9 protein-coding genes are annotated in these 21878 nt (G+C 37.5%); 1 reads left to right on the forward strand and 8 read right to left on the reverse strand.

The genetic code is table 11. The features are described 5' to 3' along the window. The 8 genes from T1L09_RS03345 to T1L09_RS03380 all read right to left on the reverse strand — a co-directional run. A partial coding sequence (locus T1L09_RS03345) for a beta strand repeat-containing protein (RefSeq protein ID WP_322549538.1) occupies positions 1-3188 on the reverse strand: 3188 nt, incomplete at its 3' end. Between the two features lie 123 nt (positions 3189-3311). After that, positions 3312-3830 carry a DUF4136 domain-containing protein gene (locus tag T1L09_RS03350; protein ID WP_322549539.1) on the reverse strand — a complete coding sequence of 173 codons (519 nt, stop codon included), beginning with the start codon at positions 3828-3830 and terminating at the stop codon, positions 3312-3314. 57 nt (positions 3831-3887) lie between these two features. Further along, entirely contained in the window at positions 3888-5873 is a 1986-nt protein-coding gene (locus T1L09_RS03355; RefSeq protein WP_322549540.1) for a urocanate hydratase, read from the reverse strand. 80 nt (positions 5874-5953) lie between these two features. Continuing rightward, positions 5954-6130 (reverse strand): C1orf53 family protein, encoded by a 177-nt coding sequence (locus T1L09_RS03360; protein WP_322549541.1) that lies wholly within the window; start codon positions 6128-6130, stop codon positions 5954-5956. 460 nt (positions 6131-6590) lie between these two features. After that, a complete protein-coding gene (locus T1L09_RS03365; RefSeq protein WP_322549542.1) occupies positions 6591-8036 on the reverse strand; it encodes a hypothetical protein in 1446 nt (481 codons plus the stop codon). A gap of 188 nt (positions 8037-8224) precedes the next feature. Next, complete coding sequence (locus T1L09_RS03370; protein ID WP_322549543.1) at positions 8225-12832, reverse strand: GEVED domain-containing protein; 4608 nt, start codon at positions 12830-12832, stop codon at positions 8225-8227. Positions 12833-13064: 232 nt separating this feature from the next. Continuing rightward, positions 13065-17177, reverse strand: coding sequence for a GEVED domain-containing protein (locus tag T1L09_RS03375; RefSeq protein ID WP_322549672.1), 4113 nt, complete (start codon positions 17175-17177; stop codon positions 13065-13067). A 3-nt stretch (positions 17178-17180) separates the two neighbouring features. Further along, entirely contained in the window at positions 17181-19430 is a 2250-nt protein-coding gene (locus tag T1L09_RS03380; RefSeq protein WP_322549544.1) for a beta strand repeat-containing protein, read from the reverse strand. A 583-nt stretch (positions 19431-20013) separates the two neighbouring features. Between T1L09_RS03380 and T1L09_RS03385 the strand changes: the two genes are divergently transcribed. Further along, complete coding sequence (locus tag T1L09_RS03385; RefSeq protein WP_322549545.1) at positions 20014-21849, forward strand: T9SS sorting signal type C domain-containing protein; 1836 nt, start codon at positions 20014-20016, stop codon at positions 21847-21849. Positions 21850-21878: the final 29 nt, after the last annotated feature.

The following is a 21878-nucleotide window of genomic DNA, read 5'->3' on the forward strand; positions in this document are numbered from 1 at the left end:
CCATCAGCTAACATTGGTTTTGGTAATGGATTTACCGTTACTGTCACCGTAATTGGAGCGCCAGAACATCCGTTTAATACTGGGATAACCGTATAAACCACTGTTCCTTGGACTGTTGGCGCTTCTAGAATTTCTATAATAGCTATTCCTGAACCCGCTGTTGCTCCCGTAACGTTGTCGCTACTAAATACTGTCCAATTAAAAGTAGTTCCTGCAATAGAAGCGCTTAAACCAATATTGATAGACTCACCACTACAAATAACCGTAGTTGGAATCGTTCCGAAGAACTCTGGACGTGGTTTCACATCTATTTGAACTGTTACCGGTAAACCTATACATCCATTTAATGAGGGTGTAATGGTGTAAATAACAAAGCCACCTGTAGTAGCATCCGCTGAAGTTAGTACTTGATTAATGTTTATACCATTTCCGTTGCTTGCTCCTGTTACTCCCGTAGCAGAAAAAGTCCAACTGTAAGTAACTCCTGAAATATTACTGGTTAAATCAATATTCGCGGTGTCTCCTGAACAAATAGCGCTAGTAGTGGCTACAGCCGTCATTATTGGCGTTGGATTTACAAATATCGTAATCTCTTGTGGTGTTCCCGAACAACCATTTGCAAACGGTGTTACGCTATAAGTTACAAAGCCAACATTCAAATCATTTACTAAATTTAATGTTTGTGCAATGGTAGCACCGTTTCCGCTAAATACTTGGGTAGTATCCAAATTAGAAGACAAAGCATTCCAAGTAAATGTAGTTCCTGGAACTGTACTTGTTAAAGTAATATTCGTTGATGATCCTGCACAATATGAAGTACTTGGTGAAGTTATCGTTACTGTAGGACGCGGTGTAACTACAACAGTCATAGTTGTCGTTGTAGCACATTGTCCAGGATATGGATTAAATTCGTAAGTAATAGTAGAAGCAGTATTTGAAATTTCTTGCCAAGTCCCTACAATGCCGTTTGTAGATGTGGTTGTAATATTCAAAGGAATTCCACTACAAACTGGAGCTTCTTGTGCGAAGATAGGTGTGATTCCCGTAGTTGTTGTTACACTGCCATTGAGTGTAATACTGCTGCCACAACCACCAACTGTAGTTATTGTATAATTGAAATTTCCCGACGGAATTCCGTTAATTGCAACCACGTTTCCTGTAGTCGAAGCTGTGATTCCTGCTGGCAAACCTGTTACTGTTGCGCCAGTTACACCTCCTCCAAAAGTATATTGAATAGGTGTAATTGTATTTCCAACACAAATAGTTTGATTATCAGTTCCTGCTGCAGAAGTTAAAACAAGCGTAGCATTCGGATTTACAACAACAGCTCCGTTTAAAGTAATAATTCCACAACCACCAACTGTAGTTATTGTATAATTGAAATTTCCCGCCGGAGTTCCGCTAATTGTAACCACATTTCCTGCAGTGGAAGCGGTAATTTCTGCTGGAAGTCCAGACACTGTTGCGCTAGTTGCTCCACCTCCAAAAGTATATTCAATAGGAGTAATTGCAGTGCCAATACAAATAGTTTGATTATCAGTTCCTGCTGCAGAAGTTAAGTTGAGGGTTGCATTAGCTGTAATAACTACATTTCCACCAAGTATAATTGGGCTACAGCCATCAACTGTTGTTATTGTATAATTAAAATTTGTTGCAGCTGTTCCGCTAATTGTTAGTACATTCCCAGAAGTCGAAGCCGTTATTCCAGCAGGAAGTCCAGTAACGGTAGCACCTGTAGCACTACCGCCAAACGTGTAGGCAATAGGAATAAGGGCATTTCCCGTACAAACGGTTTGATTGGCTGTGCCGGTAGCCGAAGTTAAAGCTAAAGTAGCAGCCGGCTTTATTACAATCGTCATGGTCGTTGTAGTAGCACATTGTCCTGCAGTTGGTGTGAATGTATATGTCGTAGTTGTCGTAGTATTTATCGCTGGCGACCAAGTTCCATTAATAGCAGTGCTATTAGTTGAGGCTGAGGGTAATGTAAAGGATTGGCCAGGACAAATTGGTGAAATTTGATTGAATGTAGGTGTTGTGGTTGATGAAATATCTAATGTTGCTGCATTAGAAATTACAGTACATGACGCATTTAATGAAACGGCACAATAGAATTGATAACCGTTTAATGTTGTGAGGTTACCACTCAAACTTAAAGAAGGAGATGCTGTTACTGAAATCGTAACTCCAGGAAATACTGAAGTTAGTAATGTCCAGTTTGTGTTTGTTCCGTTGTTATAATACCATTGGTAAGTTAATATGCCAGTTGCAGATGCGCCAACTGCAAAAGTTGCTGTTGAAGGACATCCAGTTACATCAATTGGATGGCTGTTAATGGTCGGTAAATTATTTGAAACAGTAAATTGGCCTAAATCCGTACAAGTTTCTGATAATAAAGTAGTCCATTCTGTTGCATCGTAAATGTTGGAAGGTCCACTTGCATTAGAATTTCTTTTTATGGTATAACCTGTTTCATCTGGACAATAAACAACATCAATAGGGAGTCCGTTTTTGGTTAGTCTAATTTCGTCATCTTCATTAATACCCGCACCAGTTTCTGTGAAATTGTATGTAATTGCATTACAAGTATTTGGTGATGCATTTCCAAGTTTTAAGGTATAAACACTATTAGGAAGGACAGTTCCGGTTAAATCAATGGTTCTAGTAGGCGATGGGTTTCCAATAGACCCATAGCGTTCTAGTTTGTAAATACTTCCTGGAGCATTTAAAATTATTGGGGTATTTGTTGGATTGTATAATTCCATATACCATACATTCCCAGTTCCAGAATCATATACTTCTGATATAATTAAATCTGTAAAAGAAGCACACGTACCTAATGTGGTGTTCAAAGTAAAGAAAGTTGCTGCATTGGTTGAAACACCACTATCAATTACAGTGATTGTCTGGTTTTCTCCGGTTGCAATCAAAGGTACTAATGCTTGTAATGTAGTTGAGTTTATGTAAAGGGTAGTAGCATTAAAACCATTAAAATTAACTTGAGAAGTGGCTGAAAATCCAGATCCTGTAATTGTAACTCTAGTTCCTTTTGGACCTGAAGCAGGTGTAAATGACGTTATTAATGGGGCAATAACTGCATGACTAACATGGTTTTCAATTTTAGAAGAAGTCGAATATCCTAAATTAGAAAATACTAATATTAGTATAAGTATGATTTTTTTTAGAGCCATTTGAATAATAAACTTTATTTGAAAAGCGGCTACAAATCTACAAAACAAAGGTTCTAAATAGTGTAAAAAAAAAGATTATTTAATAAAAAAGGCGTAAATATATAGTTACGCCTTTTAATATTTTTATTTCGGAGGATATTGATCTAAAATTTTACCTACAAACTCTTTAATGCGTGCGTCTTTTTTCTCTGTATTTTTAGTCAAATAACCGGTTCCTTCACCTTGCCAAATTAATTCTTTGGTTTTGGCATCGATTAAGTCAATAAAAAGCGTGCCTTCAGGGGTTGTGTTTACATTAGAATAATTCATGTTCATTCCCCAATACGGATTCCAGCCCCATCCAAAACCATGATTTTGGTACACATCCACGCGCTGGGTTTCTTTAGTAAAAATACTTACTAAAATTGCTGGGTTTTCCGATTTTGTAAAACCTTTAGCCGCCAGCACTTCATCAATCGAATATAAAATTCTCTTTTTATCTAAATCAGAAATTTCAGCTTTATCTACACCACTTTTTAAATATGCATATGTTTTATAAGAGCCAAAATCTGCTTTTTTATCATAATCTGAATTCACGCGGACCGAACTGCATGAAGCTAAAGTTGCTATAAAAAGCACCGAAAGTAATTGTATTGTTTTCATAATTAATAGTTTTTAGGGTTTAAAGTCAAAGATTTTAAATTCAAACCTTCAACTAATTTATAATAATGTTTCATCAACTATAGTAGGGATGGTAATTTTCAATAAAGGTTGCGTCTCCATTGCTCTTTTTATTGCAAAAATCGCTCCTTCGTTTCTTGCCCAATTTCTTCTAGAAATTCCGTTGTTCACATCCCAGAAAAGCATTGATGCTAAGCGTCTTGACGCTTCTCTACTACCATCAAGAACCATACCAAAACCACCATTTATTACTTCGCCCCAGCCCACGCCGCCGCCATTGTGAATGGAAACCCAAGTAGCGCCTCTAAAACTATCGCCAATTACGTTTTGAATGGCCATATCGGCTGTGAAACGAGAACCGTCATATATGTTAGACGTTTCTCGATAAGGCGAATCGGTTCCGGAAACATCGTGGTGGTCGCGTCCTAAAATTACCGTTCCAATTTCGCCTTTTGCAATGGCCTGATTGAAAGCTTCTGCAATTTTAATGCGACCTTCTGAATCGGCATATAGAATTCGTGCTTGCGAACCTACCACCAATTTATTTTCTTGAGCGCCTTTAATCCAAGTGATGTTATCTTGCATTTGTTGCTGAATTTCTTCAGGAGAATCCTGCATCATTGCTTCTAAAACTTCACAAGCAATTTGATCTGTTTTGGCTAAATCTTCTGGTTTTCCGGAAGCACAAACCCATCGGAAGGGACCAAATCCATAATCAAAACATATCGGACCCATAATATCTTGCACATAAGAAGGATATTTGAATTCTCTTCCTAAGGTGGGATTCTCTGACATTACATCCGCACCCGCACGCGAAGCTTCTAGTAAAAAAGCATTTCCATAATCAAAGAAATACGTTCCTTTTTCGGTGTGTTTGTTAATAGCATCGGCATGACGGCGCAAGGTTTTTTGTACTTCTTCCTTAAATTGCACCGGATTATTCGCCATCATTTCGTTCGATTCTTCAAAAGTATAACCGATAGGATAATAACCGCCCGCCCACGGATTGTGTAGTGAAGTTTGATCAGAACCTAAATCAATAGGTAAATTTTCGGTATCAAATTTTTCCCAAACGTCTACGATATTTCCTAAATAGGCAATCGAAACTACTTCTTTATCAGCCAACGCTTTTTTAACTCTTGGTACTAATTTTTCAATATCATCAATCACTTCGTTGATCCAGCCTTGCGAATGACGAATGTGTGTTATTTTTGGATTTACTTCGGCACAAACCGTAACACAACCCGCAATGTTTCCTGCTTTTGGTTGTGCGCCCGACATTCCTCCTAATCCTGAAGTGACAAATAATCCGCCTTTTGGTGCTTTTTTTATTTTTCTAAAACCATTTAAAACAGTTATCGTTGTTCCGTGAACAATTCCTTGTGGACCAATGTACATATAACTTCCGGCAGTCATTTGACCGTATTGTGAAACACCTAAAGCATTCATTTTTTCCCAATCATCTGGTTTGGAATAATTTGGAATAACCATTCCGTTTGTAACCACGACTCTTGGTGCTTCTTTATGCGATGGAAATAATCCCATAGGATGACCAGAATACATTGTTAAGGTTTGTTCGTCTGTCATTTCAGACAGATATTGCATTGTTAAAAGGTATTGTGCCCAATTTTGAAAAACCGCACCGTTACCACCATAGGTAATTAATTCGTGTGGATGTTGAGCAACTGCATAATCCAAATTGTTTTGAATCATTAGCATAATGGCTTTGGCTTGCTCGCTTTTTCCTGGGTATTCTTCGATTGGTCTCGCCTTCATTTCGTAATCCGGACGGAGACGATACATGTAAATTCTACCATAAGTTTCTAATTCGGCTCTAAATTCCGGAATTAGTTCGGCGTGATGTTTTGCATCAAAATAACGCAAAGCATTTTTTAAGGCTAACTTTTTTTCTTCTTCTGTAAGGAGATCTTTACGCTTTGGTGCGTGATTGATAGCGGATTCGTAGGGTTTTACGTTTGGTAATTCCGTTGGAATTCCTTGTTGTATTTGTTCTTTAAAAGTCATTTTATAAATAGTGTATAATGTATTGATGTATAATGTAAAATTGTATGTTGAATTTCAGTATACAAAATACATTATACATTTTACTTTTTTATTGTTCCTGTTTTTTTATCGAATCCATACGGACAATGTCGGCAACCGCTTTTGCAACAATGGCCTCTTTTTAGGTGATACTTTTCAGTAAAACACTTATAACCTTCGGGCGTGTAATAAAAATCTTCGCCTTCTTTTTGATTATTTGGGTCTAATGCTTTATTCATAACTACAAATAGACTTAAAAATATTTATTTTTATCTTTCACAAAAATAAATATTTTTATCCAAGATTACTTCTTTCCTTTGGCTAAATAATAAAGTTAAGAAGAAATTTAGCAACTTTGCTTGATATGTTCGTTATAGTTTATAAATATTTAATTCCGAAGGGATATCGCAGTATTACTATTTTTCCGTTTGTGTTTCTTTTAGGGAAGCAAGATCGCGAAAATGTGGTGTTGGTGAATCACGAAAAAATACACATCCGACAGCAATTGGAGTTGTTGGTGCTGTTTTTTTATGTTTGGTATTTTGCGGAATTTTTAATTCGATATGTAAAATATAAAAATTGGAATGCGGCTTACAGAAATATTTCGTTTGAACGAGAAGCTTATGCAAATGAAAAAGACCTTCACTATTTAAAGCAAAGGTCTTTTTGGAGGTTTTTGAGGTATTTTTGAAATAATTATTATCTAGCTATTTCTGTAATTTTTAGCCAAGTACTCGCATCGCGTTTAAAAACAGCGTTATCATCTCCTGAATCTCTTTTGACTCGAATATTAATTGTTTTTGGTGTTAAGGATGTGTTAGTATAACCACCCATTAAAGGAAGTAATGTGTTTGAACGTGTTCCACCACCGTTAGCATTGGTATATGTCTGTGTACTGTAAACAATTTGAGAACCGTCAACTGTTATTTGAGATGAATAACTGTCTCCATAGTAGCCGCCAATCTCATATTTTGTATTGAATTCAACAATAATTGTCGAATTATTAGAAACAGGAGTGTAAGTAAAATCTGCTATTGCAGCAAATGTTGTTGAACTTATTGTAGCATCACCACCAACATTAATATTGATCATTGCTGTATTAAGTGTAGTCCCAGCCGTTGCATTAGTTGCAAAACGAGACCATTTTGTTCCAGTCCAATAGTAATATCCTGGAGTCACGTCTCCAGTAGTTTGAGAATTATAAACCATGGTACCAATTACAAGCGCACCAGTTGCTGGATTTACTACGGGAGCTTCAACAGAACTACTAGTTAATGAAACTTGCGGAATTAATATTCCATTCGTTGAAGAACTTACATCTAACGCTGCTCTAGGTGTTGAAGTTCCAATGCCCACTCTTCCTGTTAAAAATGCAGAAACTGAACCTGTACCACTTGCACCAACTACTAACGTTGGTCCTCCATTTAGATTATCAGGTTGTCCAAATTGCCATTCTGTAGTGTTTCCGCTAACTTTCAAACTACTTGTTCTGGTTTCAAATCGGATATTACTTGCTATGGGAGTAGCAGTGGTTCCAGTTCTAAAAATAAAATCTACTAAATTTGTGCCCACTGGAGTAGGATTTAAATTTTCGAAAATAGCGCCGTTTTCAGCATTTCTATTTCGTAAACGTAAAACGGAAGAACCATAAGTGTCCCCATCTTGTCTTAATACTAATTCCTTATTGGATCTTATTGTTCCAGAAACTGCATCTCCTATGGAAATGTTTCCATTACTACTGATAATCCGCATTCTTTCAAGGTTATTGGCTCTAAAAACCATATCGGTAGCATCTGCAGTTCCAATATAGTTTGTAGCCGGGTTGGTTCCTGCATTTCCAGCAGTAGACCAACTCGTATTTGTTGTAATGGCTAATTTGCTCCAGCTAGTTCCGTTCCAATAATAATAACCGGGGGTTACATTGTTTGGAGCCGTTCCTGCAGTTGCAGTATTGTAAACCATTTCCGAAATTGTTGGTAAGGTTAGCGGACTAACATTGTTCAAAGCGACCAAGGCAACCCTCGGAATTAATAAGCCATCATTTGTAGCGGTAATGTCTAAAGCAGCATTAGGTGTCGTTGTTCCAATTCCAATTTGAGCATATGAAAGGGTACAAAATAACAATAGAAGAAGGGGTAATCTCATTTTGTTTTTTTTGCAAAAGTAGCATACTACCATTTTATAAAAAATGTTTTACAATAAATATCGACGAAGTTATAATTTTATCGATGAAACGCACATCTTTAAGTAAAAAGTTACATTTTTAAACAAAAAAAAGACCTTCACTATTTAAAGCAAAGGTCTTTTTGGAGGTTTTTGAAATATATTAGAAATTAATAAATAGTTTTTTTGTTAATAACTATACCGTTTTTTAAAGTTACTTGTATAATTAAACCTGAATTGTTTTTTTGAATTTTAGTTAAAGGAATTTCATAGCCATTTACATTAGGGAAATTTGCTAATTCTCTTCCTAAAATATCAAACACACGTACTGATTGAATTTCCGTTTTCGATGATTTTACTGTTAATTCATTGGTTGAGCTTACCCAAACTGAGGAAGCATCGTATATAAAATCTTCGTTTGCTAAAGTTCCGTTCGTGTATCTTAAAACAAAACGATTAGGGTCGTTTCCGCTAATTGCTGAAAAAGAATAAGGATTTTGTCTTAAATTATGAATGATATTTGTCTGTGTGTCTTCAATATAAATAGTTTGATTTGTAGTTTCAAACAATCCGTCTAAAGCGCTTATTGCAATGCTATAAGTTCCGTTTTGTGGAATTGTAACGCCTAAATTAACTGTGTCATTTACATCAAAAGGTAAAGTTCTGCCTTGAATTGCCATTGGATTGTTGCCAATTAACGAATAAAAGTTTTGACTTTCTTTATAATCTGTAAAGGAATCATATAAGCGATCTTCTGCTTGCGTTGCATTACTTACATAACCAACTAAAAGTCTATTTACCGATCCTGTCGGTGCAACTAAATCTAACCAAATTCTATTTTGTTCAATAGTTTCTGTCGCATTTGATTCTGAACTACTTTTATAGAATGAGTTATTTGCAAAAGAAGCACTTCTCATTGCGTTGTTAAATGTAATGGTTCCTGATCCTGCCGCTCCATCATTCATAAGAACCATGAAGCCTTGGCCTGCTCCAATTTTATAATCTAGAGGACCGCTTGTTGCTCCTGTTAAATTGATAGTAATGTAATCATTTGGATAATAGTTAAAGACGTAATTTTGATAAAAAGGATCAATAGAATTTGTAGGCAATTGACCGTGTGTCCAAATTCTCACACCTCCAACTATGGTGTTGTTTGCAGGCAATGTTAAAAATTCATTTACACCTATAGAAGAAGGATAAGGATTTCCAACAAGATTCCAGTTATCATCTGAAATTGTTCTTAGCATTCCCTGAGTTCCGACTCCTGTAAAGTCTGTTCCACGATAAATGTTTGGAGAAAATATGCCGTTATTAGGAATTCCAATAAAATTAGCGGTTAAAGGACTTGTTGCGGCATTCGTAAATCCATTCGGAGCGCGCAGAATATAGCCCTTCGCAGGAATCATATTTTCAGAGGTGCTTACCCACGTACCTTGACCTCCATTTGCATTTGGCGTTGTTGTTCCCCATTTGAATATGTACCCCGCCGGTGTAGCTGGTGAAACACTTTGTACCGGGAAAGTGCCTGCTCCAAGATTCCCCACTGGCGATGACCAGTAAGAATAATCTTGTAATCGAACAGTGGCAATACGTTCCATATTAATAATTCCTGTATTCACAGCTGCGTTGTTTATTTGCACAAGATTAGCAGCATTTTTTACATTGAATGTTCCTGTTGCAGCTACAGTTATGGTATTGGTAACTGTAAGATTTTTTCCTGCACTTAGGGTTAAAACAGCGCCAGATTCTACGTTTAAACTGCAGGCGACTGCATTTGCACCTGTATTAATAATTGGGTCATTTGCAACATTAGGGATAGTTACAGATTCTGTAAATGTTGGCACGCCAGAAGGAGTCCAGTTTGCGGCTGTATTCCAATCTGTGTTTGAAGAACCATCCCATATTTTATCTTTATTAACGGTTACGGTTGTTTGGTCTAATTCTTTAATTGTTCTTCCATCACATAATGTATAGGTGATTTCGGCAGTGTAAATAGTTGTATTTGTTGGGCAAACATTGATTACATCTGTAGTTGCTACTAGTGGACCTGTAACTCCAGCGCCTTCATACCATTTTATTGAAGCAATAGAAGTACCATTGGGTACAAAACGCCAAGCTTCATTTGTTACGGTCCAGTTAGGGTCTAAAGCATTTCTTCCCGGAGGTACAGATGCTAAAGTGCCATTTGCATTTTGGATACCAATAACTGCATTGCCATCATTCCAAGTGGAACAAACATTTTTTTCTTGTGTATATACTTCAATAATATTTGAATTTTCGTATAATACAATCATACCAGTATAAAGTTGGCTATTGCAAGATGACGAAAACATTGGTACGTTAAACCATGAGGCTACTAAAGCCCTACATCCTGAAGGTAATGTAATAAGTTCCCATCCGATATTCCCACCTTTTCCAGGGTCTATATCTTGAAAAACTCCAAATATCGCATTTTCAATTAATGCATTATGTCCGCTAATAGGAAGTGTTCCAGGATTATACGTGTCAAATTCCCATTCACAAGTTCCCGTTGTTGGTGTATTGTTAAGGATGTCAAAAGTAATTACTCCGTTAGAACCAATTAAGCATTGATCATACGTATTTCCAAAGAAACAAAATTTAAAAGGTAAATTAATTATTGGAGACCATCTGTCGTCAATATTTACACTAACAGGATTGGCTAATCCTGAAAAAGCAAATGGAGGGTTATAAATTATGGGCTCTACAATATAACTTGAAGTATCTCCTAAATCTAAATAAGTAGCTTCTAGGTCTACACAGCCCGATGAGGAAACACAAGTAATAATTGCCGGATCAGCGCCATTGAGTCCTAGTCCACCTGAAACTACATTTGGACAACCGGTAACAACATCGCTGATTTGTAAAGTAGTAAACGTACCATTTGTTGATGTAGCACTACTTGAACTAGCTGTACAAGTAACCACTAGATGCCATAACACAACACCACTTGCAGGAGCAGTTGCGTTATAGTCTGCATAAGTAGATGTTGTACTTCCTGCATTAAGCCATGTTGTGCCTCCATTTATACTGTATTGCCATTGATAAGTTAATCCAGAAGCCAATGTGAAACCAGCAGCCGATATTACATAAGGAGTACCTGGCCAATCAGTAGTTGGGTTTGTTGTAACAGTGCCTGCTGTTGGTGTACCAGTACAAGCAGGAAAGCAAACACCCGCATAAGAGACGGAAAGTGAAAAGCCCGAATAAACCACAGAGCTATCGGAATAAAATTGAAGCGTTAAAGTTTGTCCTGCTGTTCCTGTATAATTAATTGAACCCGTGCCTGAATAAGTAGCTAATAATGTACCCCCAATTCCCGATCCATTATAAATTCTGATTGTATCACTATTTTCAATAGTGTAGTTTCCTGAAATAGTAATTGTAGCTCCTAATCCAGCTCCTAAAATAGTATATCCGTTTGAATTATCTGCGTAATTTCCAGCTGCACCACCATTATCATATAATACGATATTTGTTCCACAAGCTACGGTATTACTCCCAGAAGCCGGTACATTTTGAGAAGTTACTGAAGTAAATGTTCCGTTAGTTGAAGTAGCACTTTGGCTACTCGCTGTGCAGGTGACAATTAAATGCCATAAAACAGTTGTTCCTAATGCTGGGGCAGTAGCTATAATATTAGAATATGTACCAGTAGCACCACCTTGGTTGGTCCAAGAGCCACCACCATTTGTGCTATACTGCCATTGAAATGTCAAGCCTGAAGAATTAGTATATCCGCTTGCCGATACAGCATAAGTTGAACCTGCGTTTCCTAAGCCTGGACTAGTTGTTACCGTACCTGCTGTTGGTGTACCTGAACATGCTGGCGGTGCTGCAACACGTATTGTATAATCTTCGGCTTCACCATAATCAAAAGAACCACATGCAGTTGCTGGATCATTTAGATAGGCATTTCTAATCCGCATTCTATAATTTCCTGGTAATGTACCTACAGGTATAGTTATGGAACCTAAATTTGCAGGTGTAGCTAGATAACCCGTTGAAATCATACTTTCTCCTGCATCAATAAAATCAGTATCGTTATTCCAATCAACCCAAACGTTGTAACCATAAGTACTTGATGGGTGACTTGCAGTTAGAGAAAAGCTAGCGCCTGCATATTGACTTACAAAAAGAGCAGAGAAATTGGTATAGGCCGAAAAGCCTGCGGAGTTATTATTGAAATTAGCAATTCCTCCTGTTGTTGTTACATTTGTGATGTAATATGAAGTAGAGAAGGTGTTAGTGGGTGTGCAATATGTAGTAGCTGGTTTGTAGATGCACACAGTACCAGTCATATCATTCGTATTGTTATTCGTTTTCATCAAACGTAGTCTGTAGGTGGTGTTTGGAGAAACTACTACATTTGTAAGATTTGCATTGGAAGCGTTTGGTAGTGTGCAAGTGACTTCTGTTAATGAGCCACAAGCTCCAGAATATAATGCCAATCCAAGTCTCCGGTTTGATGTTCCTTGTATTGTTATTAGCGTTGTTGTTGCATCTGTAGCAAAGGTAAACCATCCATCTCGGTAGGAAATTCCGCAAGAAACAGCTACTCCTGAATTTGCAAATGAAGCATTTGGCATTGTGAAGTTTGTTGTGCTGCAACTTGTACCAATCGTAAGAGTCGGTGTTGCCGCACAATTATTACTTTGTGAAAATGCATTTTCTAGGACAAAAAGAAAAACAAAAAGAAAAATTGTATTTTTAGAACAAAAAGACATAGAAATAAACCTTACTAAAGTAGTATTATTCATAGTTTTAGAAGTTTGGGGTTACTAGAATAAAACAAATATATACGATTTTGTTTGAAAACCAATTATTTATGAAAAAAATGTTAAAAAAAAGTTATTTTCTTGTTAAGTAGTCTAATTTTTAAGGTAAAAAAAAGAGTTATTCTCTAAATTATAATAAATATTTAGGAATAGCTTAAAGAAAAAAGGGATTAACATTTGTTAGTCCCTTAAGTGAAAATCATTTAGTTTTTTTCTAGAAAATTACTTTAAAAGTTTGAGTTGCTCCATTATCTAAAGTCACTTCTACTAATAAAGCACTTTGTGTTTTTGCAACAGTGCTAGTACTAAAGGTATCAGCATTGATGGTCGCAAATGAACCGATAACTCTTCCTAATAAATCATAAACACGTATTGATTTAATAATTTGGTTTTTAGCCATAACATTGATACTTTCATTTGCATAAACGGTAACTGTATTTGCTATAAAATCATCATTTCCTAAGATTTCATTAGTGTATCGTAAAACAAAACGATTGTGGAAAGTACCTACCGCACTTGTAAAACTATAAGGATTTGTTTTTAGATTGTGAATTATGTTAGTCGTTTTATCTTCTAAATAAATTCCTTGATTAGCTGCTAAAAATAAGCCATCAATAGTGTTTAAACCTATTGAATAAGTTCCCGCCTGCACAGTTGTGATTCCTAAAGGCACTTGGTCGTTGTTGTTAAAGGGCAAGCTTCTTCCTTGTATGTCATACACTTCATTGTCAATTAGGGAATATAATTTCATAAAAGTTGGAACCGATGAGCGCGCATCAAAAGGTGAGTCAAAAGCATCAGATGCACCTGTAGCATAACCAACTAATGTACTCGAAACAATATTATTTTGATCCATTATATCTAACCAAATACGGTGTTTTTCAGTCGATTCAGAATTTACAACGGCGTCAGAATTTCTAAAGAAGTTGCTATTACTTAATGGAAGACCCGCTTGCAAACGCATACTATTCGTAAAGTTTATGATTCCTGTTGCTGCTGGACCATCTAACATTTGAACTAAAAACGCCTGACCCGATTTAATGATTGGATCGTAGCCTACAGGATCACTAATACCCAGGCTGTTTATCGTTAAATAATCATCACCATTATAATTGTATGTAAATGAGCCATAAAACGGATTCACAATCGCCGCAGGAGCACTGCCGTGGCGCCATAATTTTACATTACCGTGAATAACGGAACTGTTTTGACCTAAGAAATTAGCCACATCGATTGCCGAAGGATACGGATTTCCTAATAAATTATAGTTGTCCTCTAAGTTTGTAATTTGCACTCCGTTAGTGCCGTTATAAGGAACTCCTATATAACTACCACGCGCAACTGTAAACGGAATAATTCCATTATGAGGTATGCCGGTAAACGTAGCGGCAATATTGGTGGCTCCCATTCCGTAACTAGAAGAACCACGAATAATGTACCCTTTTCCACGTTGCATGATACCACTAGCAGTTTCCCAGTTTCCTAAACCAGCATTGGTGTTGGGAACCGTAGTATTCCATAAATATTTTGGCCCCGATATAGGTGAACTATAAATAGTTTCCATTGCTTGATTGCTAACTGGCGAAGACCAATACACATAATCAAGGCCTCTGATGCCCGGTGCAATTCGCTTGTAGTTGATGTTTCCTAAATTCGCTACGTCGTTAATTTGAATTAAGCTTCCAGAGTCTTCAATGGTAAATGTTCCACCGGCGTCTACACTTACGGCATCCGTTACAGTAACCTTATTATTCGTTTGAATTTCTAATAATCCCAGTGGTCTTACAGTTATAAACTTTGCAAAAGCGTTATTAGCTGAAATGTTAATGTTAGAATCAAAAGGGGTTCCGTCATAGATGAATACACAAGTATTTGCATCAGGAACACCAATTGGTGACCAGTTATTTCCATCATACCAATCATTACTGACAGTACCTTTCCAAAGTTTTGTTTTGTTGTTAATGGTAACCAATTGAGAAATAGGACACCCATTTCCTAAAGTAGCATTAGCCGTAAACGACCAAGAGGGGGAAGCCAACTGCGACGCACTAGGAACAACATAAACAGTCGGAACAGCTTGATTGGTATACGGAATCGACAAGCCAGGATCAGTAAAAGCATTGACACTTCCACCGGTCCATGTAAAGGTCGTGTTAAGAGGTCGGGTGCCTTCCACTTTAATATTGTCTACTGCCCAACCGTCATCCCATTGTGCGGTGTAGATAAATCGAATTTGTAAGTTGGGGTTACCTGCATAATCGGTTAAACTAATTGGAGCCATTTTAGCAAATAGAGAAGGCGTTCCAATATCGGTTGCAGTATAGCTTGCAATTGTTGTCCAGGTCGTTCCATCATAAGCCTCTATCACCGCAGAATCTCCTGAGAACGCTCCGTACATTTGATCAAATGTCAAAGCCAATGTAGTGTATAAAGCAGCATTAATAACAGGAGAGGTCATTATAGTTTGAATATTCGAATTTTGATAATCAGAAGTGGTGAATGCAAATCTGTTCCCTAAAGTTCCCACAGCTCCTGAATTAACTGCTGGTCGCCAAACGGTTGTACCCATAGGGACATACACACTGGTTTTTACACTCCAGGGCGTGTCGGTGCCACCATTTGTAGTTGTGGGTGTAGTAACGGTAAATGGGGCCATTCCAGATTCAAAAGTTTGTAACAATAACGTTTCAGTAACCAAATCTCCAACTGCAGAAATTTCCACCACATTTCCCTCGCCACAAACCTCAGGTACTGAGGGCGTAATTGTAATGTTGGAAGTTGTTAAAATAGTTGCGACAACAGGGGTTCTGTGAATAGACTCACAAATGCCATCATATGCCGTTACATAATATGTAGTTGTAGTACTAATTAATGGCGTGGTCCAAGTACCATCAGTTGTTGTATTTATTGCACTGCCACCACTTATAGTGGAATACCATTTGAAGCCAATGGCTGATGCGGTTTTAGTAGCTTGTAGCGCAACGGTGTTGGATGGGCCACAGGCAGAACCTCCCGTTACGGTTAAAATTTTGGAAGGACAATCTTCAACTACGGCTATAGTATAATCCTCTGTTTCTCCTGTACTAAGAGAGAGGCAAGCGGTTAATGCAGAGCCATTGCAGTGAGAAATAGTTCTTATTCGTATTCTATAGTTTCCAGGAAAAGTATTTGAGGGTACAATAAAGCCATAAATATTATCAAGTGTAGTAGATATTGGTGATGTAGGAGTTCCAGACATATACACTTCTTCCCCTGCATCATCAAAATCACCGTCTTTATTCCAGTCCACCCAAGTTTTAATAAATTGAGTGTTTGGAGATGCACTACAAGAGGCGTCAGTTCCTGTTAATATAATTTCTAAATTAATTCCACCTCCCGGTACTTGAGTAGCAATGGTTGTTCCCGTATAATTTCCATAACCCCCAGGAGAATATCCAGTAGGGCTGTTGCTAACATCAGCAATTGTCCCTACGGAACGCATACTTGAAATATAGTAGGTGGAAGTAACGGATGAAGGGGTGCAATAATTAGGCGAAACTCCTGTAGTGGTTGCAGTACCAGATAAGGGACTTGTTGCATAGTATAAGGGTCCGCCAGTACATAAACTATTGAAGGAATAAATATAAAAATAATAGGCAGTACTAATGTTTAGTCCAGTAGCGGTAAAGGTAGTGTTTGAATCGTTATCTACCACAATATAACCTGAAGCTATTGAACTTCCAGGGGCATAGCTCGTGCCATTTACTGGAGCTGTTGGAGGGGTTGCTGATGTGCTCGCTACAACTAAATAATTGTTGGGCGCAGGGCTTGCCGCTGTAAAGCTACCCGAAATAGAAGTACCGGCAGGCGTTAAACTTAAAGCCGTTGGTTGAGTGGTTGGTGTTGCACAAGGTGTTGTAGTAACTAAAGTTATTCCATAATCTTCCGCTTCTCCAGATCCCATTACTGAACAAGCATTTCCACTACCATTTGGATTACCACTTTGTCTAGAACGAATTCTGATAGTGGTTAGTCCTGGAGTAGCTGTTCCAGGAATCAAAATATTTACATTACCATTTGTTCCCGTAACATACACTTGAGTCCATTCTGACACTTCATAAACGCTATTTGCATTCAAATCAATCCAAGCTGAAACTATTGAAGAAAGATCCGTTGTTACACTTAAATTATAACTGCTTCCTATTAAAAGACTTGTTGTAGGTGTTCCAGAAGCAGCATAATTAGTATATGACGTATTAGTTGTGTTAGCACAGCCACTTGAGTTGTTTATCGTATTGAAAGTGACATTAGTAATAAATCCTGAACAAGAGAAAGAATAGGCAGGAATACATTAACAAGGCCCACTAGCTGTTGTAAACGAAAAAGTAGCTGAAGTAGCGGCATTGCCACAACCATTCTTAGCCACAATTCTCCAATAATAAGTCGTATTGGCTAAAAGTGTACCCGTCGTGAATGAATTAGTTGCAACATTTGCTGTAACAGCACCAGGTAAACTTCCTGCGCCAAAATATACATCATACGATGTGGCTCCAGCCGCTGAACCCCACGAAATGCTAGTAACGGCTCCGCCACCTGCATAACAAACACCGGTTACGGTATTGGCTGGTGTAGGCGTAGCTACTGCAGCTGGTGCTGTGAGTACAGTTAAAGCTCTTAAAGCAGAAGTAACAGAACAAGTTCCGTTACCTACAATAACATCAAAATTCCCTGCAGCACCAACCGCTGGGTTGGTAATGGTTAAGGTTGCAGAAGTTACACCACTATAAGGAGCCACATTGGTTAAAGCCACGCCGTCTTTTCTCCATTGATAAGTTGTTGCGCCAGTAGCCACCACACTAAAAGTCCCCGAATTTGTAGTGCATATACTTGCAACTATGGGTTGGGTAGTGATTACAGGTACAGCATTTACGGTTACTCCAAAAGTTGCAGGAGTACAGGCACCAATAGTATACCTTACGGTTACAGTTCCCGCTCCTGTTCCTGTTAAAACACCGCCAGCTGATATTGTTGCAGTACCTGAGCCAGCAAGTACAGACCATGTTCCCCCTCCGTTAGGATTGGTAAACGCTGGTGTTGAAGCGCCAACACAAACGGTTGCAGCGCCACCAGCAATTGCACCTGGGGTTTGTTGCACAGTTAAAGCTCTAGTAATAGAACAAGTAGTAGGTAAAGTATAAACAACAGTAACCGTACCAGCCGTACCAGCCGTTACGACACCGCCTGCAGAAATAGTTGCCGAACCTGTGCCATTAGTAATGGACCAAGTTCCGCCTACTGTTGCATTGGTAAAGGCAGGTGAAGTTGCTCCCGTACAAACAGTTGCTGCTCCCCCACCAATTGCAGCCGGCAAAGGATTAACAGTAAAATTACCCGCCGAAGTAGCAATTCCTCCAGCAGTTGTAACTCTTATTACGCCTGTTGTACCTGTACCTATAGTGGCAGTAATTTGTGTAGCAGAATTCACTATATAAGAGACTGCAGCAGTACCACCAATAGTAACGGCAGTAGCTCCTGTAAAATTAGTTCCTGTAATAACAACGGTTTGTGAGGAACTGGCACAAGCATTGGAGGGGGTAAAAGAAGTTATTGTTGGGGGAGTTGGTACAATAATATTCACAAAAAGTTCTATGGTAACTCCATAGGTTCCTGAATAACAAGGATTTGGAGTTGCTTGACCTGAATCTGCTGTTCCTATGCGCATTTTGTGCTGACCAGGAGTTGCACCAGCCGGTAATGGAAATGTAGTGTTTAACGTAGTAGGGTTTGCTGCAAGAGATGCACCTGAATATACTCTTTCAGTGGTATTATCAAAAACACCATCATCATTAAAATCTATCCAAATATGGGAGTCATATGTAAAACCAGTTGCAAATGTTATGGAAGATGTTATACTACCACCTGCGGTTAAATTAGGTACGGAACCAACATAATTATAGTAAGTAACGTCTGCCACCGAAAATGTTGCAGAACCTACGGTTGTACTAGTAATTCCAGAACCGTCATTAGATGTTGGTACAGAAGTACATCCACATAGAGGTGCGGTTGTGTTATATACAGCAATAGCATCTAAAAAATAAGCTCCGCCAACACGGACAGTCATGTTAAAACGCACATATCTAGATGTGCTATTTAAAGCATAGTTTAACGTATAGGTTGTGCCGTCTACTGCAACTTGTGTGTTTGTAATTGTAGCTACTGTAGTGTAGGTGATCCCGTCAACAGATTGTTCAACTAAGAGCTCTTTATTATTATTGTTATTTCGCTGTATGTTAAAAGAAACATTTGTAGCAGCTGTTGCATAATTTACCACAACGTTTTCGTTAGTCGTCCCGTTAAATCGAATTGCGTTAGTTCCTGTACAATCTAAGTTAAGAGTTGGTGCATCTATGTCTACTCCATAAGCCCATCCAGCTTGGGGTATTGTTGGATCAGTGTTATAAACAGGTAATAATGCTTGCCCATACCCATCCATTACGCCAAAAAACAGCACTACAGCAATAAGTAAAATTTTCACGGGTACATTTTTAAATATGTTTCTAAACCTTTCAAAACCGTTTGCTAAATTGTATTTCTGTTTCATAAAAGAAGGTATTTATGTATTTTATTTTTAACAACTATTGAATTGATTGTGTAAATTTTTACTTAATTATTTTGTAAAAACCGTTTAATTAACAGTTAATTAACGTCAAATATATTAAAATTATCCAACGAAACAAGTGTTTTTTTAAGGAATATGAAGTCCGTTTTATCTAAATTTTAAATAAGCGATGTATGGTAAAAAATAAGCGATGAATGGTAAAAAAATAAACGATGAAAGCAGTGTCTAAAAGCAGTTTTAAAGATGAAGCAATTTTATAAATTCGCACAGCAAAAAACAGCTTATAAGTATCTAAAAAAACAGCTTTTATCGATTGAAAAATAGTATTTATTATGGTTGAAAATTGGTCGTAAAAAAGGAACAATAATACATGCAGCGTTATACAAACTAAAATGAGGCAAAGCGACTTCAGAAAACAACAAAAAAGCATTAATTGCTAAATTGTACTACTTTAATTCATAAAACTACGTTAAAATTTTGTTTACAACAATCTAAAGTTGTTATAAAATCGTTTATCCTTAAAATAAGTAGTAATTTTGTAGCTTACTATTATAATACTGATGACATGAAAAAAGACATACTTTCGGTTTTAGGTTTTTTAAGTTGCTTCACTGCATTTTCTCAAATATACGTTAGTCCAAATAGTTATGTATTTGTAAACGATCAGTTTATGTACGTGGCAAAAGATGTAAATTTACAAAACAACGCCAATTTCTATTTAAGAAACAATGCGCAGTTGTTGCAAGGCGGAACAGTTGCAGGTACCAATAGCGGTAGTGGCGACTTGTCTGTTTTTCAAGAAGGTACGGTTAATAATTTTCAATACAATTACTGGTGTGCGCCTGTAGGTGCCGCTGTCGCTGCAGCAGGAAACAATCCATTTGGAGTTTCACGTTTGTTTAAACCTACGGGGCTTACAAGCAGTGCGGCAATAACCACAACTTCGGGTTTTGATGGGGTTGCCAATCCGCTAACAATATCAACGCGTTGGATTTATAAGTTTATAACTTCATCCGCTTATGCACAATGGGTTTTTGTAGGTCAAAATACTACAATTAATCCCGGAGAAGGTTTCACCATGAAAGGAACTTCGGGTACTGATAATTTCATAGCACAAACTGCAGAAGGAGTTCAAAACAACGCAGGAAGCAAACAAAGGTATGATTTTAGAGGAAAACCAAATGAAGGGAATATTGCAGTTGCAGTTTCCACTAATAATTTTACCTTGGTGGGAAATCCTTATCCAAGTGCAATAGATTTAGATGCGTATCTTTCAGATCCGGCAAATGCGGCTGTGATCGATGGAACGGCTTATTTTTGGGAACAATCGGTTATCAATACCCATATTTTAAATCAATACCAAGGAGGGTACGGCGTTTATACAAAAGCCAATGGTTATTTACCTGCTGATGTTTTGACGTACAATGGAGATGGATCGGTAAATTCTGATACGACGCTTAATGGTGCATTGTACAAAAGAAAGTTTTCGCCTATAGGTCAGGGTTTTATGGTGATGGGGAAAGCAAATGGCGTAGTGACTATGAAAAACTCTTTTAGAACCTTTAAAAAAGAGGGAGTTTTAAATGATTCTGAATTTGCAAGAAGCGCTAATGATTTAACAAGTAACAACACGCTAGAAAGTGAGTTTTATCCTGAAATTCCAAATGTTGCGGGTATTGATTATACCACAGTAAGAAGAGGATACGCACCACAAATAAGAATTAATGCGGTGGTAAATGAAGCTGGAATTATCCATACAGCTTTAGGTTTTGGCGATCAATATACAGACGGTGTCGATTATAGTGCAGACGCAAGAGCAACTTCAGATGATGCACCTTTTGGGTTTTATTATGTTTTAAACGATTCACCTAATGAATTTGCCATGTCTGTAACTTCATTTGATAGCGAGAAAAGACTGCCAATTGGTTTAAGAAGCAATGCACAAGCTACTTTTAAAATCAAAGTAAGCGAAGTGTTATATGGTTTTGATGCCAATCAAGAAGTTTATATTTTTGACAAACAAACAGGTATTTATCACGATATTAAAGACAATTCTTTTGAAATGACTTTGCCTGCTGGCGATAACAGAACCCGTTTTGAAATAACGTTTGAAAACGGAACATTGTCATCAGATGATATTGCTGCAATTAATAATTCATTTACGGTAATTCAAAATAACAATGCAGGAATGTTAACTTTGATAAACACAAATAATAAGGAAATTGCAGCTGTAGTTGTTTATGATATTACGGGAAAACAAGTAATAAACAAAACAAATCTAGGAACTGCTGCTTCATACGAATTTGCTACAGGAGCGTTGAGTGATGGTGTTTATGTCGTAAAAGCAACAACGACAGACAATATTGTAGTGAGCAAAAAAGTATCAGTTTATAAAAAATAATATACAATTAAAATAGTATATTTGAAAGC

Origin of the sequence: Flavobacterium psychraquaticum (genome assembly GCF_034497725.1) — a bacterium.
Taxonomy (GTDB): Bacteria; Bacteroidota; Bacteroidia; order Flavobacteriales; family Flavobacteriaceae; genus Flavobacterium; species Flavobacterium psychraquaticum.